General features: G+C 73.5%; 14 protein-coding genes. 7 read left to right on the plus strand and 7 right to left on the minus strand.

Going from position 1 to position 14,840, the window contains the following annotated elements:
* Positions 1 to 22: 22 nt before the first annotated feature.
* Positions 23 to 700, plus strand: coding sequence for a response regulator (locus OG448_RS01465; RefSeq protein ID WP_405550869.1), 678 nt, complete (start codon positions 23 to 25; stop codon positions 698 to 700).
* The gene (locus tag OG448_RS01470) at positions 697 to 2,082 is read left to right on the plus strand and encodes an ATP-binding protein (RefSeq protein WP_405550871.1); all 1,386 of its coding nucleotides are present in this window, start codon (positions 697 to 699) and stop codon (positions 2,080 to 2,082) included. The genes OG448_RS01465 and OG448_RS01470 overlap by 4 nt, the downstream gene beginning before the upstream one ends.
* Here the strand turns inward: OG448_RS01470 and OG448_RS01475 are convergent.
* Positions 2,061 to 3,029, minus strand: a complete 969-nt coding sequence (locus OG448_RS01475; RefSeq protein WP_405550873.1) for a TAXI family TRAP transporter solute-binding subunit — start codon at positions 3,027 to 3,029, stop codon at positions 2,061 to 2,063. The genes OG448_RS01470 and OG448_RS01475 overlap by 22 nt on opposite strands.
* Positions 3,030 to 3,143: 114 nt before the next feature.
* Here OG448_RS01475 and OG448_RS01480 point away from each other — a divergent pair, with 114 nt between their 5' ends.
* Positions 3,144 to 3,920 (plus strand): isoprenyl transferase, encoded by a 777-nt coding sequence (locus OG448_RS01480; protein WP_031179421.1) that lies wholly within the window; start codon positions 3,144 to 3,146, stop codon positions 3,918 to 3,920.
* A 7-nt stretch (positions 3,921 to 3,927) separates the two neighbouring features.
* On the opposite strand, the gene OG448_RS01485 is transcribed toward OG448_RS01480, so the two are convergent.
* Complete coding sequence (locus tag OG448_RS01485) at positions 3,928 to 5,196, minus strand: DUF1479 domain-containing protein (protein WP_405550875.1); 1,269 nt, start codon at positions 5,194 to 5,196, stop codon at positions 3,928 to 3,930.
* A 92-nt stretch (positions 5,197 to 5,288) separates the two neighbouring features.
* On the opposite strand from OG448_RS01485, the gene OG448_RS01490 reads away from it, so the two are divergent.
* Together OG448_RS01490 and OG448_RS01495 are read left to right on the plus strand one after the other, a co-directional pair.
* Positions 5,289 to 6,386 (plus strand): ROK family protein, encoded by a 1,098-nt coding sequence (locus tag OG448_RS01490; protein ID WP_405550877.1) that lies wholly within the window; start codon positions 5,289 to 5,291, stop codon positions 6,384 to 6,386.
* 41 nt (positions 6,387 to 6,427) lie between these two features.
* A complete protein-coding gene (locus OG448_RS01495) occupies positions 6,428 to 7,396 on the plus strand; it encodes an aminoglycoside phosphotransferase family protein (RefSeq protein ID WP_405550878.1) in 969 nt (322 codons plus the stop codon).
* A gap of 12 nt (positions 7,397 to 7,408) precedes the next feature.
* Here the strand turns inward: OG448_RS01495 and OG448_RS01500 are convergent, their stop codons facing one another.
* From OG448_RS01500 to bla, 3 genes are all read right to left on the minus strand, one after another.
* Positions 7,409 to 7,591 (minus strand): hypothetical protein, encoded by a 183-nt coding sequence (locus OG448_RS01500; RefSeq protein WP_405550881.1) that lies wholly within the window; start codon positions 7,589 to 7,591, stop codon positions 7,409 to 7,411.
* A gap of 188 nt (positions 7,592 to 7,779) precedes the next feature.
* Positions 7,780 to 8,706, minus strand: a complete 927-nt coding sequence (locus tag OG448_RS01505; protein ID WP_405550882.1) for a hypothetical protein — start codon at positions 8,704 to 8,706, stop codon at positions 7,780 to 7,782.
* A gap of 277 nt (positions 8,707 to 8,983) precedes the next feature.
* The gene (gene bla / locus OG448_RS01510; RefSeq protein WP_405550884.1) at positions 8,984 to 9,892 is read right to left on the minus strand and encodes a class A beta-lactamase; all 909 of its coding nucleotides are present in this window, start codon (positions 9,890 to 9,892) and stop codon (positions 8,984 to 8,986) included.
* A gap of 134 nt (positions 9,893 to 10,026) precedes the next feature.
* Here bla and OG448_RS01515 point away from each other — a divergent pair, with 134 nt between their 5' ends.
* Positions 10,027 to 10,890, plus strand: a complete 864-nt coding sequence (locus OG448_RS01515; protein ID WP_405550885.1) for a LysR family transcriptional regulator — start codon at positions 10,027 to 10,029, stop codon at positions 10,888 to 10,890.
* A complete protein-coding gene (locus OG448_RS01520) occupies positions 10,887 to 11,792 on the plus strand; it encodes a serine hydrolase (protein ID WP_405550887.1) in 906 nt (301 codons plus the stop codon). The genes OG448_RS01515 and OG448_RS01520 overlap by 4 nt, the downstream gene beginning before the upstream one ends.
* 9 nt (positions 11,793 to 11,801) lie before the next feature.
* On the opposite strand, the gene OG448_RS01525 is transcribed toward OG448_RS01520, so the two are convergent.
* Together OG448_RS01525 and katG are read right to left on the minus strand one after the other, a co-directional pair.
* A complete protein-coding gene (locus OG448_RS01525) occupies positions 11,802 to 12,404 on the minus strand; it encodes a hypothetical protein (RefSeq protein ID WP_405550888.1) in 603 nt (200 codons plus the stop codon).
* A gap of 167 nt (positions 12,405 to 12,571) precedes the next feature.
* Positions 12,572 to 14,812 (minus strand): catalase/peroxidase HPI, encoded by a 2,241-nt coding sequence (katG, locus tag OG448_RS01530; protein ID WP_405550890.1) that lies wholly within the window; start codon positions 14,810 to 14,812, stop codon positions 12,572 to 12,574.
* Positions 14,813 to 14,840: the final 28 nt, after the last annotated feature.

Below are 14,840 nucleotides of genomic sequence, written 5' to 3' on the forward strand. Positions count from 1 at the left end.
GACCACGGCACGAGGACTTCCCATGCACGCCCTGCTCGTCGAGGACGACGACCGGATGGCCCAGGCGCTCACCACGGCCCTGGCCCAGCGCGGCCACACCGTGCGCCGGGCCGCCCGCGCCCTGGACGCGCTGCGGCACGTACGGGAGGCGGAGTTCGTGCTGCTGGACCTCGGGCTGCCCGACCTGGACGGGCTGGAACTGCTCAGGCGGCTGCGCACGGTGTGCGGCGTGCCGCTGATCGTGGTGACGGCCCGCTGCGAGGAACGGGACATCGTGCAGGCGCTCCGGGCGGGCGCGGACGACTACGTGGTCAAGCCGTTCCGGATGAACGAGCTGATGGCCCGCATCGACACCGTCCGCCGCCGCACCGGCGCCCTGGCTCCCCCGGCACGTCCGGACGCCGACCGGGGCCCGGTGCGCGCCGGGGACGTGGAAGTGGACCTCGCGGGCCGCACGGTCACCGTCGCGGGGGCGGAAGTGCGGCTGACCCGGCGGGAGTTCGACGTGCTGGCGATGCTGGCCGCCCGCCCGGAGGAGGTGCACTCACGCGAGGAGATCCTCGACCGGATCTGGGGGGACGCCTTCCTCGCCGCCTCCCGCTCGCTGGACGTGCATGTGGCCGGCATCCGCGCCAAGACCGGTCGGCCCGAACTGGTGCGCACGGTAAGGGGTTTCGGCTACCAACTGGGCTCGCGATGAGGCGCAGGCTGCTGGCCGTGCTGATGGTGCTGATGGGAGCGGCGGCCCTGCTGCTGTCCGTCCCGCTGGCCGAGTCGTACGCGGCCGGGCGCACCGAGCATCTGCTGCTCCAACGGCGTGCGGACGCCGTACGGTTCGCCGACCTCGCGGACCGGGTCCGCTCCCGCGCCGACCACACCGAACTGTCCACCGAGATCCGCCGATACGCCGCGCTGTACGGCGCCTCGGTGGCGGTGTCGGACACCTCGGGCCGGACGGTCGCGCGGGCCGGGGCGCCGGTGCCCTCGGCGGCGGCGCGGGAGGCGCTGGGGAGGGCACTGACCGGCCGGTCCACCGAGCGTCTGCCGACGGTCCGGCCGTGGGGCCCGCACCGGCTGGTGCTGGCCGAGCCGGTGGGCCGGGACGAGCGGGTGAGCGGGGCGGTGCTGATGGCCGTGCCGACCGGGGCGGCACGCCGGGACGTGACCGTGCGCTGGCTGCTGATCGCGTGCGGCGCGCCGGCGGCGTTCGCGGCGGCGGGCCTGGTCGCGGCCGGGATCTCCCGCTGGCTGATGCGTCCGGTCCGGGATCTCGACCGAGCGGTGGCACGGCTGGCGTCGGGCCGGCTGGAGGCGCGGGCGGTGTCGGACACCGGCCCGCCCGAACTCCGCAGACTTCGCGCGCAGTTCAACGCCATGGCGGAGGCGGTCGCGGACTCGATCGGGCGCCAGCGCGCCTTCGTCGCGGACGCTTCGCACCAGTTGCGCAATCCGCTGGCCACGCTGGTGCTGCAACTGGAGAACGTGGAACCGCATCTCGCGCCGGGACCCGGCCGCGAGGAGCACACCCGCGCGCTGGACGAGGCGGAGCGGCTGGCCGAACTCCTCGACGGGCTGCTGGCGTTGGCACGGGTGGAGTCGGCCTCGGCCGAGCGGGTCGAGCAGGATCTCTCCGGCGCGGTGGCGGCCCGGGTCGCGGCCTGGGAGCCGGTGTTCGACGCCTCGGAGCTGACGCTCACCGTGGCCGAGGTGCCGCCCGGCCTGCGGGTGCGGGCGGTACCGGACGCGGTGGGCCGGGTGCTGGACGCGGCGCTGGACAACGCGGTGAAGTTCGTACCGGCCGGCGGCCGGGTGACCGTGTCCGCGGAGGCCGTCGAGGACGGCGAGGTCGTGGTGCGGGTGGCCGACGACGGCCCCGGTGTCCCCGACGACCAACTCCCGCTGCTCACCCGGCGCTTCGTGCGGGCGCCCGAGCACCAGAACGTGCCCGGTACCGGCCTGGGCCTGGCCATCGCGGACGAGATCGCCCGGCTCAGTGGGGGACGACTGGCCGCGCGGGCCGAGACTCCGCGCGGGCTGCTGGTGGAATTGTGGCTGCCGGGTCAGCCGTACACGGAGCGGTAGTACGCCACCGCTCCCGGATGCAGCGGGAGGTCGCCGGTGGCGACGGCGAAGCGGGGTTCCAGCCGCGCGCCCGCGGTCACCTCGTGCAGCAGTACCCGCCACCGCTCGAACACCACCCGCAGTACGTCCCGCACGTCCCGGTCCGGCACCTGGGGGCGGGCCAGCAGATAGTTGCCGACGCCGATGGTGGTGACCGGCGCGGTGAGCCCGTAGACCCCCGCCGGCAGGGTGACCGCCGAGTACACCGGGCCGTACTCGGCACGCAGCGCCTCCGCCTCGGCCTCCAAGGGCAGCATGCGCAAGGGAAGTTGGCGGGCAAGCGCCGACAGGGCCGGGGTGGGGACTCCGCCCGCCCAGATCACGGCGTCCACGGTGCCCCGGCGCAGCGCGGTCACCGACTCGGCGAGCCCGAGCCGCTGTTCCCGTACCGCGCGGCCGCCCGTCAGCCCCGCCACCCGCAGCAGCCGCCCGGCGAGCACCTGTGCCCCGGAGCCGGTGGCGCCGGTGGCGACCGGCCGGCCCGCGAGATCGGCCACGGAGCGCACCGGGCCGTCGGCACGCACCAGGAGATGCGTGTAGTTGACGTAGACACGGGCGAGCGCCGTCACACGGGCCGGGGCCGCGAAGGGCGCCGCTCCGTGCAGCGCCTGCTCGGCGGCGTCCGCCATGGCGAGGGCCAGGTCCGCCGAACCCGCCGCCAGCCGACGCAGGTTGTCCACGCTGGCGGCCGTGCTCACCGGCGTGACGCGCGGGTGCGGCGAACTGCGCGCGGCCTCGACGGCGAGGGCGTGCCCGAAGGCGTGGTACGGCCCGCCGGGGGCGCCCGTGGCCAGGGTGAGCCGCCGGTGCGGGCCGTCGTCGCGGGCGCAGCCGGGCAGCGCGAGGGCCGGTCCGCCCATCAGGGCGAAGCGCAGCAGCCCGCGTCGGCTGATCGGTCGGCCGGTCACCGCGGCAGCGTAACGCCCCTGCTGGGAGCGGCCGGAGGGCGGCCGGGCAGTGCGCCCCTGGCAAATGCCGCTATCGTTTGCGACCTCATCCCCCGGCCTTGGAAGGATCTCGGCGTGGCATGGAAGGCACTGCGCTCGGCGCTGGAAGCGGTGTATCTGCGGCGGCTGAACCGCAAGTTGGAGGGTCTGCCCCGGCCCCGGCATGTGGCGATCATGCTGGACGGCAACCGGCGGTGGGCGCGCGGCGCGGGGCATACGGACGTCCGTGAGGGCTATCGGGTCGGCGGCGCGAAGGTCACCGACTTCCTGCACTGGTGCGCCGACGCCGAGATCAGCCACGTCACCCTGTGGATGCTCTCCGACGACAACCTGCACCGTCCGGCCGCCGAACTCGGCCCGCTGCTCGACATCATCGAGGAGACCGTGCGCCGGGTCTGCGCGACCGACGCTCCGTGGGAGATCGAGATCATCGGCGCGCTGGACCTGCTGCCGGGCGACACCGCTCGGGTGCTGAAGGAGGCCGCCGCCACGACGACCGGCCGGGGCGGCCTGAAGGTCGACGTGGCGGTCGGCTACGGCGGGCGCCGGGAGATCGTGGACGCGGTCCGGGCCGCCTTCGACAAGCACATCCGCGCCGGGGGTGACCCGCGCGACCTGGCCGCCGACTTCGACCTGGAGCACATCACCGACAACCTGTACTCCCCCGCCGGGCACGACACGGACTTCGTCATCCGCACCTCCGGGGAGCAGCGCCTCTCCGGGTTCCTGCTGTGGCAGTCGGCGTACGCGGAGGTGCACTTCGTGGACGTGCTGTGGCCCGCGTTCCGCCAGCTCGACCTGCTGCGCGCGCTGCGCTCGTACGCGGCCCGCGAGCGGCGTTACGGGCGCTGAGCGGGCGTCAGTCCAGGCCGAGGCCCCGGCGGCCGGTGAGGTTGAGGCTCGCGGCCGGGAAGCGGTCGGGCCAGGTGCGCTCGTAGTGCTCCTCGGGGAAGTCGGCCGGGCTGGAGCCGGTGAGGAACGCCTCGCGCACGGAGGAGGCGTATGCCTCGTTGCGCGGGCACCAGGGGGCGGCGGGGATGTACATGACGTTGCCCCAGCCGCGCTGGTCCCGGACCGGGGCGACGCTGTGGATCATGTCGCAGTGCCACCAGACGGAGTCGCCCGCGCGGACGTCGGGGATGCCGGTGAGCGCCTTCATGAGCAGCGGGTGCCACTGCTCGCTCGCGGGGAAGACCTGGTTGACGGTGACCCCGCACATGTCCTCCTCGGGGACGTCGGGGAGCAGCGGGCGCAGCATCAGATAGGCCATGGCCTCGGGGATCGGCACGGTGTGCAGGACGCCCTGGTCGTGGTCCATGTCGGACAGCGCGGTCCAGCCCTGGAAGGTGCGGAACGCCGAGCACATGGTGGAGCCGGGGTACTGGGGGCCCGAGGTGCGGTGGGCCGGGTCCCAGGGGTCGTACTGTTCCACGGTGCCGTCGAAGAGGTGGCGGAAGGCCCGCTGGTAGGCGCCGGTCATCCACAGGTCGAGGGTGCCGGGGTCGCAGTGGGTGCCGAGGCCGGCGGAGTCGGTGCCGGGCGGGCGGCGGCGGATGCGGTCGGGGTAGAGGGCGTCGCGGTCGGGGTCGAACCACTGGACGCCGTCGGAGGTGTGCCGCCAGAAGGAGTTGAGGAAGGACTGCACGCGGGCCATGCGCCCGCTCTGCCGTGCTTCCATCTGGGCCGGGGACCAGTAGACGGGGTAGATCTCGGGCTTGGAGCCGACGCTTCCGAAGAAGTCGTCGCCGGGGCCGGTGTAGTTCTCGAAGAAGCGGTTGCCCTCGACGTAGTCCACGATCCCTGCGTCCCAGGCAAGCGCCTGCTCGCGGGGGAAGTGACCGCGTACGACGAGGCAGCCGCGGGCGGTGATGCGGGCCGACTGCTCGGGGGCGACGGTGCCGTTCTCGATGTCGGCGTAGTCGACGACCGGCCAGACGTCGTCCCCGGCCGCCTCGATCTCCGCGACGCGTGCGGCCACGCGTCGCTCGACGGCGGCGAAGACCTCTTCCACGCTGCGGCCGGACGCCTCGATCCGGGCCCGGAGTGCGGTCTTGATCTCGCGGATAGCGGCGGGGAGGTCCGTGGGGATCGTCTCCCAGTGCGGCAGGTCGCTGCGGGTGAGGGTCATGGTGGCCCGGCTCCTTTGGTGAGGGCTCCTTACCAAATCCACGGTAGGCCGGGCGGCACATTTGGGCAAGAGTCCTTACTAGACTGGCGCGCATGACACCCGCCAAGCCCTCGCTGGAGATGCTTCGCGCTCTCACGGACGAGAACGTGCTGCGCGCCCTCATGGCCGACCGGCGGCTGACCCGCGCCGAGATCGCGGCCCGGACCGGCATCTCCAAGCCGACCATCTCCGACGCCGTGCAGCGCCTCGCGGCCTCCGGCCTGGTGGTGGACACCGGCGAGCGCACGACGGGACGCGGCCGCTCGGGCTCGTACTACGCGCTCGCCCCGGGGCTCGGCACCGCGCTGGTGGCGAGCATCTCGCCGCGCGGCGTGACGGCCGAGACGGTGGACGCGCTCGGCGACACCGTGGCGCGCACCCACACCGACCTCGGACGCAACGCGGGCGAGCACCAGGCGGCCAAGGCGCTCGCCGAAGCCGCGGCCCGGCTCACCTCGGGCGGCGCCCGCCTCGCCGTCGTCAGCGCCGCCGACCCCGTCGACCGCGCGACCGGCCGCCTGGTCCGGCTGCCCGACGCGCCCTTCCTGGTCGGCGCCCTCAACCCGGCCGCCGTCCTCGCCCCGCACGTCACCGGCCCCGTCCTGGTGGACAACGACGTCAACTGGGCCGCCCGCGCCGAACACCAGGCCGTGGGCGTGGACGACTTCGTCTACGTCCACCTCGGCGAGGGCCTGGGCTGCGCCGTCGTCACGGACGGCGCCGTACGCCGCGGCCACCGGGGCCTGGCCGGCGAGATCGCCCACGTGTGCACCACCGGCCCGGACGGCACGGCCATGCCCCTGACCGAGGTCTTCGCCGCGCTCGGCCTGCGCCGCCCGGACTCGACGGCCATCGACGTACCGGCCCTGGAGGCGGCCATCGCCTCCGACGCCGCCACTGCGGAGACGCTGGCGCGCGCGGTGGGGGGCGTGCTGAGCGCGGCCGTGGCTCTGGCGGACCCCGCGCTGATCGTGCTGGGCGGCGAGTGGGGGCGCCTTCCGGAGACGCGGGCGGCGATCGACCGCCAACTCGCGCTTGGCCCGCGCCCCGTCCGGGTGGTGGCGGCGACGGTCGACTCGCCGGAGCTGACGGCGGCGCGGGACCGGGCGGTGGTGGAGCTGCGGGAGCTGGTCGTGGGGACCGCGCGGTGAAATCCGTGGCCGGGGGCGGGGTGGCGTGCTGGGATGGGCCGATGGAGCGCACGGTTGAAGTGGACCGGGGAGCGTACGCCGATGTGGTGACGCCCTGGGAGCAGGAGGCGTGGCGGGGAGCCGTCTTCGAGTGGGTTGATGGGGAACTCGCCCGGTGTGGGCTGCGGTTGAAGGGGGTGCCTCGGGTTCGGGTGCGGCCCTGGTCGGTGTTGATGCGGATTCCGGTGGGTGGGCAGGGGCCGGTGTGGTTCAAGGCCAATCCGCCTGCCGGCGTCTTCGAGGGGCCGCTGACCGCCGCGCTGGCTCGCTGGGTGCCGGAGTACGTACTGCGGCCGCTGGCCGTGGACGGCGACCGCGGGTGGTCGTTGCTGCCGGACGGGGGGCCGCTCTTCCGGGAGGTGGAGATGGCGCCGCGTGCCTGGGAGGAGTTGCTCAGCGGGTACGCCAAGATGCAGCGCGCCTTGGTTCCGCGCGTCGGCGAACTCGGCGCGCTCGGCGTGCCGAGGTTGCGCGTGAGTGAAGTGCCCGCGTCCTTCGACCAGTTGGCCGAAAACGCCTCCCTGGAGCCGGACCAGCGAGCCCGACTCGATGCCCTGCGCCCCCGACTGGTGGACTGGTGCGAGGAGTTGGACGCGCTCGGCGTCCCCGACTCCCTCGACCACGCCGACCTGCACGAGGGCCAGCTCTTCCACCCCGAGCCGGGCCGGTTCACCTACTTCGACTGGGGAGACGCCATCGTCTCGCACCCCTTCGCCAGTCTGCGTATCCCGGCCCAGCGGGCGGCCGAGCGCTACGGGCCCGGGGTGCTCCCCCGCCTGCGCGACGCCTACCTGGCCCCCTGGACGGACCTCGGACTGTCGGCCGCGGAACTCCGCCGCGCCGCCCGAATCGCCTGGCGACTGGGCGCGCTGGGCCGAGCCCGGGCCTGGACCCGGCTCTTCCCGTCCGCGACGGGGACGGTGGACGGCGCCCGTTCGCTGCTGGAGACCGGGGACGCTCCCCCGTTCTGAGCCCCGGGGACCTCAGCCTCTGGGAGCCGCGCCGCCCGTGGCCCGGAGATGGTCGCGGCGGGCGTTGTTGTACGTGCGCAGATGGACCTTGGCCACGGCGCAGGCCGCGCCGTCGGCACGGCACTGGCGGCAGGTCCGTATGTGCTGCTCATAGGTGGTACGGGCGTTTTCCAACGCCTCATCGGCCATGGACATGGTCATCTCCGGAGGAGGGCGCGCCCGCGCGGACGGCGCCTGGTTGACTGGCGAGTAACTTCCGGAGAAAGATCATCATGTTACTGCCGGTACTGGGAAACCAGCCCGGATGAAGCCGAAAAGGGGGAACCGTCCGCCGACGGCTCCCCCTCCTGCCTCCCCTTCCCGCGCCGGTGACGCGGGAAGGGTCAGGAACGGCGTGCGCGCGAGGCGTACACCGTTCCGGCTCCCACGGCCAGCACGAGCGCGGCCCCACCCGCGAGCATGCCGACCGGGGCACCCGCACCGGTCTCCGCCAGCGGCGGATTCCCGCCGTTGGGCGAGGACTTGGGCGCGGGCGGGCTGGTCTGGGCCGGCGGCACGTCCGCGTTGGTGGACGGCGTCGCGCCGGGCTTCGGGCTCACCGGGGGCTTGGTGCCCTCGGCGGGCGCGCTCGGCTCGCTCCCGGCGGGCGGCGCGGAAGGCGCCGGGCTCGCGGAGGTCTCCGGCGCGGACGGGCTGGGCGTGGCCGGCTCCGGCGTACCGGCCTCGCACCGCTTGTCCCCGCCGTTCCAGGCGGCTATCAGGTGGTACGGCGTGAGGACGCCGGCGCGCACGTCGGGCAGCGGGCCATGGCCCTCGCCCTCCTTGCCGTCGTAGGCGGTGTCCTCGCCGTAGAGGTCGATCTGGCCGAAGCAGGTCGGCGCCTCGACGCTGAGCTTCTGCCAGGTGCGGCCCTCGTCGTCCTTGCCCGCGACGTCCTTCGCGGTGAGGTGGACGGTGGCCTTGTCGATCATTTCCTGGCGGCCGGAGGAGGCCCAGTTCGGGCCCTCGGTGGTGTACTCGGCCAGGGAGACGGGGTAGCTGCAGCCCTCGCCGACGCTCTGGCCGGGCGCGAGGCGGACCTCGACGGTCCCGGGGACGGTGTCCCACTGGTGGAACCCGCCCTGCGAGGACCAGTCGGGGCCGACGACCTTGCCGTCGGCGTCGACCAGGCGGTACTGCACGGTGGCGGAGGAGCAGGCGCCGCCCTCCTGGGCGTGGGCGGCGGTGGCGCCGATCAGGGGCGCGGCGGTCGCCGCGAGGAAGGCCGCGGCGGCCGTGGCGAGAAATCTGGCTGGTTGCGAGCGTGCCAAGGTGAGCCTCTGTCCGTTCAAAGGTGTGGGAGGTGGCAGGGCGCGCGCGAACCGGCGCGCGGCGCCCCGTGTCCCTTCGCCCGCCCGAGGCGGAAGCGAGGACGGTCAGAGTCTTGTCGCCTTTACAACTCCCGTCAATTTTCCACGAGTTGAGCATCATCACAGTCGCGCCGGAACCGAATACGCAGGTCAGCACGGACGGCAGATTTCGGTACGGGACCCGACATCCCGGAATTGCACGGGTCGGCCCCGCCGGTCGCGGCGGGGCCGTGGCCGGCTACTCGCCCGGCGCGAGGGTGGCCGCGAGCAGGCGTGCCGTCTCCTCGATCAGCGCATCGTCGACGACCGCGTCGGGCGCGGGCTTGGTGGACAGCACGGACAGCAGCAGGGGCGTGCCCTTGCCGGTCCAGGCGACGCCGAGGTCGTTGGCGGTGGCGTAGGAGCCGGTGCCGGTCTTGTCCGCGAGGACCCAGTTCGACGGAAGCCCGGCGCCGAACCGCTTGCCGCTGGTGGTGTTGCCGCGCAGCCACCCGACGAGCTGCTCCCGGTCTCCGTCGCTCAACGCCCGTCCCAGCGTGAGCAGTTCGAAGGTGCGGCCGAGCGCGCGCGGGGTGGTGGTGTCGCGCGGATCACCGGGTACGGCGGTGTTCAGGTCGGTCTCCCACCGGTCGAGCCGGCTCACCCGGTCGCCGAGGGAGCGGAAGAAGCGGGTGAGCCCGGCCGGGCCGCCGATCCGGCGGAGCATGAGGTTGCCCGCCGTGTTGTCGCTGTACTGGATGGCGGCCGCGCACACGTCGCCCAGCGCCATCCCGGTCTCCTGGTGAGCCTTGGTCTGCTCGGAGTTGGCCAGGATGTCCGCCGGCGGATAGTGGATCACCTCGCCGAGCGCGGCGCGGCCGCCGTGGTCGCGCAGGACGGCGGCGGCGGCGATCGCCTTGAACGTCGAGCACATGGCGAACGGCTCGTCGGCGCGGTACGCCACCGTCGCGCCGGTGCGCGGGTTGTGCGCGTACACACCGAGCCGCGCGCCGTACCGCTTCTCCAGCGCGGCCAGTTCGGGGCGCAGCGTGGCCGGGCCGTTCGAGGCGGCGAAGGCGGGGGCGGCGGCGGTCGCGGCGGCAGCGGCGGTGAGGGCGGCGCCCGTGCGGAGCAGGGTGCGACGCGGGACGGGAGTGGCACGGGTCATGTGCGGTTTCCTTCGGGGGAGTTGTGCCGTCGGATCGGTCGGATCACCGACGGGGTGACAGCGAAACAGCAGGACGCGGTTCATGTCCAAGAGTGAACTTTGAACGCTCCATGACTTATTGATATGACTCCTGGATGGATCTGCTCGCGCACCTGGCGGCGTTCACCGCAACGGCCGACGAGGTGAGCTTCTCGCGCGCCGCCGAGAAGCTGGGGATCGCGCAGCCGCTCCTCAGCCGCCGCATCAAGTCGCTGGAGGCGCACTTCGGCGGCCAGTTGTTCGACCGCTCCCGGCGCCAGGTCACCGTGACGGAGTTCGGCATCTCGCTGCTCCCCTACGCACGGGACGTACTGGAGCGCGCCGACCGGCTGGACCACGCCGCCCGCTCGGCCCGTGCCGCGCGAGTACGGGTGGTAGGGGTGCCCGCGCACTGCGCGCCGGTGGCCCTGGCGGGCGTGCTCCGCGCCGGTACGGAGCACGGCACTACGCTGGCGGTACGCGAACTCCCGCCGCAGCAAAGGCAGTCGGGCCTCGGTGACGGTTCGCTGACCTACGCCCTGCTGCGCGTGGCACCCGACCGGGCCACGCTCCGGGTCCCGCTCGGCCTGGCGGAGGCGAGACAACCCGCGCGGCGCACCCTCCACCTGGAGGACCTCCGCCCGCCCAGAGGCATGGCCGGGCTGCCGATCCTGACCCTGGAGGAGGACGAAGTGCCGTACGCGCAGGACCGGTTGGCGCGGGCCGCCGCCCGCGCCGGGCTGCCCGAGACGCTCGTGCGACCGGCCGGCCCGGCCGCCGCCGCGCTGGCCGACACGCTGGCCGGGCGGGCGCGGCTGCTGTGCGCGGAGCCGTTCGCCCGGCAGCACGGCGCGAGCTGGACCCCGCTGGCCGACGCCTCTCTGCACCGGGGGTACGAAGTCGGCGCGAGCGAGTCGCACGGGGACACGGGCGAGGTACCGGAGTGGCTGGCGAGGACACTGGCGGAGGTGACGGGATGAGCACCGAGACGGACGCCCTGCGCGAGGTGGCGAACGGCATCGCCCGCGAGTGGGACGCGCTCGGCATCCGGGGTTCGTTCCTGGCCCGGAACATCGACACCGGCGACGAGCTGGGCTTCGACGTCGACGTACCGGTACCGCTCGCCTCGGTGGTGAAGGTCCCGCTGGCTCTGGTGGTGCTGGACCGGATCGCGGCCGGGGAACTCGACCCCGCCCGGCCCGTGACCTTCGTACCCTCCCCCGGCGCCGCCGGTCCCACCGGGCTCGCGGCGTTCCGCCATCCGGCGACGCTGGCCGTCGGCGATCTGCTGCTGATGATGCTCTCGGTGAGCGACAACGCCGCCGCCGACCTCCTCCTCGATCTGGTCCCGGTACCGGAGGTGGCCGCCCGGCTGCGCTCCTGGAACTGCCCCGGCCTGCGGGTACGGCACCGGCTGCACCACATGTACGCCTGCGCGGCCGGAACCTCCGGCAACGACTTCTCCCTCGCGCTGGAGCTGGCCGTACGCGACGAGCGCACCGGCCGGCACACCATCGAGACGCTGGACCCGGCGCACGCCAGCACCGGGACGGCCGGGGCGCTGGTGTCCCTGCTGGAGCGGGTGTGGCGCGACGAGATCTCCGACCCTCGTGCGACGGCGGAGCTGCGCCGGCTCATGGGCTTCCAGGTCTTCGCCCACCGCATGGTGAGCGAGCTGCGTGCGGACTCGCTCCGGTTCAGCGGGAAGACGGGGTCGTTCCTGCATCTGCGGCACGAGATCGGGGTGGTGGAGGCGGACTCCGGCGACCGGGTGGCGCTGGCGGCGCTGACCCGCGCGGACCGCAGGGCGTCCCTGGCGCCGGACATCGACCTGGCCATCGGGGTCGCGGCCCGGCGCGCGTTCGAGGCGCTGCGGAAGTGAGGCCGGGCGTCAGCCCCTGCCGCCGCTGAGCCGCCGCCACTCCGGGCCGACGCGGCTCCACTCCTCGTCCCACTCCGCGAGCCGGCGCCGGACGAGCGAGCCGCACGCCAGCCGTCCGCCGGCCCAGACGGCCGTGCCGGTGATCTGGGCGACGAGGACTCCGGTGAGGACGGTCTGGAGCAGGGACTCGGCCATGGAGGCGGGCGGCGGCACGGTGCGTCCGGTGCCGTCCGTCCACAGGTCGACGTTGGTTCCGGCCGGAGTGCCGGGGCTCACCTTGGCCTTGTCGGTGTGCACGGCGCCCTTGTCGTCGGTCCAGCGGACCTTGGCCCACACCCGGTCGTCGTCGTAGCCGCCGCGCGAGGGCGCGGTCTTCGGCGCCGGGCCGGTGAGCACCGCGCGGACCTCGTGCACCTGGTCGCGGCGCACTGCGAGCGCGGAGTCCACGGAACTCGCGGCGGCCCAGCCCGCGAGGGCACCGCCCAGTACGACGAAGATCCAGGTGAGGAGCAGGACCCACGCCTCGACGAGGTCGCCGTGTCTGCGCAGCGGATTGCGCCGCCAGCGCCAGAGTCGTACCGGGGTGATCGTTTGCGGAGGTGTCCGAGTCATCGGCAGCCGCCTCCTCTCGCCTGCCCACCCCACCATCGTGCACCTGGTCCGGCGAGCCCGCAGTACGGACGGCCGGGGCGCAAGGGGAGCAGGCGGGAGGGGCTGCCACGGACGAGGGGGCGCCCCCGAACCGGCCGGCTCGGGGGCGCCCCTGTGGGTGCTGCGACTCAGGCGAGGTCGAAGCGGCCCAGGTTCATCACCTTGTGCCACGCGGCGGCGAAGTCCTTGACGAACTTCTCCTTGGCGTCGTCGGAGGCGTACACCTCGGCGACGGCGCGCAGCTCGGCGTTGGAGCCGAACACCAGGTCGGCACGGGTGCCGGTCCACTTGACCGCGCCGGTGGAGGCGTCGCGGCCCTCGAAGGTGGCCTGGTCCTCGGACGTGGAGCTCCACGTGGTGCCGAGGTCGAGCAGGTTGACGAACCAGTCGTTCGTCAGCACGCCCGGCGTCTCGGTGAAGACGCCCAGGTCGGAGTCCTGGTAGTTGGCGCCCAGGACCCGCAGACCGCCGACGAGGACGGTCAGCTCCGGGGAGCTGAGGGTCAGCAGGTTGGCGCGGTCGACGAGCGCGTACTCGGCGCGGCCGGGGTTGCTGCCCTTGCCGGCGTAGTTGCGGAAGCCGTCGGCGGCGGGCTTGAGCGCCTCGAACGACTCGACGTCGGTCTGCTCCTGGCTGGCGTCCACCCGGCCCGGCGTGAAGGGCACGTCGACCGGGAAGCCACCGTCCTTCGCGGCCTTCTCCACCGCGGCGTCGCCGCCGAGGACGATCAGGTCGGCCAGGGAGACGTGCTTGGCAGCGGCGGAGGCGTTGAACTCCTCCTGGATGCCCTCGAGCGTGCGGAGCACCAGGGCGAGCTGGTCCGGGTCGTTGACCTCCCAGCCGCGCTGCGGCTCCAGGCGGATGCGGGCGCCGTCGGCACCGCCGCGCTTGTCACTGCCGCGGAACGTCGACGCGGACGCCCACGCGGCGCTGACGAGCTGCGCCACGGTGAGACCGGAGTCGAGGATCTTGCCCTTGAGCGCGTCGGCGTCGGCCGCGTCGATCGGCTCGCCCTGCGGCTGGGGCAGCGGGTCCTGCCAGAGCAGCGTCTCCTCGGGGACCTCGGGGCCGAGCAGCAGCGACTTCGGGCCCATGTCGCGGTGGGTCAGCTTGTACCAGGCACGGGCGAAGGCGTCCGCGAACTCCTCGGGGTTCTCGTAGAACCGGCGGGAGATCGGCTCGTAGATCGGGTCGAAGCGCAGCGACAGGTCCGTCGTGAGCATGTTCGGCGCGATCTTCTTGTCCGGGTCGAAGGCGCTGGGCACGGTGCCGTCGCCCGCGCCGTCCTTCGGCTTCCACTGCTTGGCGCCGGCGGGGCTCTCGGTCAGCTCCCACTCGTAGCCGAAGAGGGTGGCGAAGAAGTTGACGTCCCAGGTGATCGGCGTGGAGTTCCAGGTGACCTCCAGGCCCGAGGTGATGGCGTCGGGGCCCTTGCCGGTGCCGTAGCTGCTCTTCCAGCCGAGGCCCTGCTGTTCCATCGGGGCGTCCATCGGGTCGGGGCCGACGTCGCTCGACGGGCCCGCGCCGTGGGTCTTGCCGAAGGTGTGGCCGCCCGCGATCAGGGCGACGGTCTCCTCGTCGTTCATCGCCATGCGGGCGAAGGTCTCGCGGATGTCGCGGGCCGCGGCGATCGGGTCCGGGTTGCCGTTGGGGCCCTCCGGATTGACGTAGATGAGGCCCATCTGGACGGCCGCGAGGGGCTCCTCGAGCTCACGGTCGCCGGTGTAGCGCTCGTCGCCGAGCCAGGTGGTCTCCGGACCCCAGTAGACGTCGGCGTCGGGCTCCCACGCGTCCACGCGGCCGCCGCCGAAACCGAAGGTCTTGAAGCCCATGGTCTCCAGCGCGACATTGCCCGCGAGGATCATGAGGTCGGCCCAGGAGATGTTCTTGCCGTACTTCTTCTTCACCGGCCAGAGCAGCCGGCGGGCCTTGTCCAGGTTGGCGTTGTCCGGCCAGCTGTTCAGCGGGGCGAAGCGCTGCTGGCCGGTGCCGCCACCGCCGCGGCCGTCACGGGTGCGGTAGGTGCCGGCGCTGTGCCAGGCCATACGGATGATGAACGGGCCGTAGTGGCCGAAGTCGGCGGGCCACCAGTCCTGGGACGTGGTGAGCACCTCCGCGAGGTCGCGTTTCACGGCCGGCAGGTCGAGGGCCAGGAACGCCTCGGCGTAGTCGAACTCCTCACCCAGCGGGTTGGCGACGGGCGGGTTCTTGGCAAGGACCTTCAGGTTGAGCTGCTTGGGCCACCAGCGGTCGTTGCCGCTGCCGAGGGCCGGGTGCAGGGAGGTGGCACTGGCACCGTGCGCGACGGGGCAGCCGCCGGTCTCCTCGGGCTTCGGGTCGGTGACGATCGCGTCTTCGTTGTGAGGCATGTCGATCCTTCCGTAAAGGGCGGGACAA

It is taken from the genome of Streptomyces sp. NBC_01171, from assembly GCF_045039805.1.
Classification (GTDB): Bacteria; Actinomycetota; Actinomycetes; order Streptomycetales; family Streptomycetaceae; genus Streptomyces.

Coding starts and splice junctions, on each gene's coding strand:
- OG448_RS01465 (WP_405550869.1), top strand. CDS start 23: ATGCACGCCCTGCTCGTCGAGGACGACGACCGGATGGCCCAGGCGCTC.
- OG448_RS01470 (WP_405550871.1), top strand. CDS start 697: ATGAGGCGCAGGCTGCTGGCCGTGCTGATGGTGCTGATGGGAGCGGCG.
- OG448_RS01485 (WP_405550875.1), bottom strand. CDS start 5,196: ATGACCCTCACCCGCAGCGACCTGCCGCACTGGGAGACGATCCCCACG.
- OG448_RS01490 (WP_405550877.1), top strand. CDS start 5,289: ATGACACCCGCCAAGCCCTCGCTGGAGATGCTTCGCGCTCTCACGGAC.
- OG448_RS01495 (WP_405550878.1), top strand. CDS start 6,428: ATGGAGCGCACGGTTGAAGTGGACCGGGGAGCGTACGCCGATGTGGTG.
- OG448_RS01500 (WP_405550881.1), bottom strand. CDS start 7,591: ATGTCCATGGCCGATGAGGCGTTGGAAAACGCCCGTACCACCTATGAG.
- bla (WP_405550884.1), bottom strand. CDS start 9,892: ATGACCCGTGCCACTCCCGTCCCGCGTCGCACCCTGCTCCGCACGGGC.
- OG448_RS01515 (WP_405550885.1), top strand. CDS start 10,027: ATGGATCTGCTCGCGCACCTGGCGGCGTTCACCGCAACGGCCGACGAG.
- OG448_RS01520 (WP_405550887.1), top strand. CDS start 10,887: ATGAGCACCGAGACGGACGCCCTGCGCGAGGTGGCGAACGGCATCGCC.
- OG448_RS01525 (WP_405550888.1), bottom strand. CDS start 12,404: ATGACTCGGACACCTCCGCAAACGATCACCCCGGTACGACTCTGGCGC.
- katG (WP_405550890.1), bottom strand. CDS start 14,812: ATGCCTCACAACGAAGACGCGATCGTCACCGACCCGAAGCCCGAGGAG.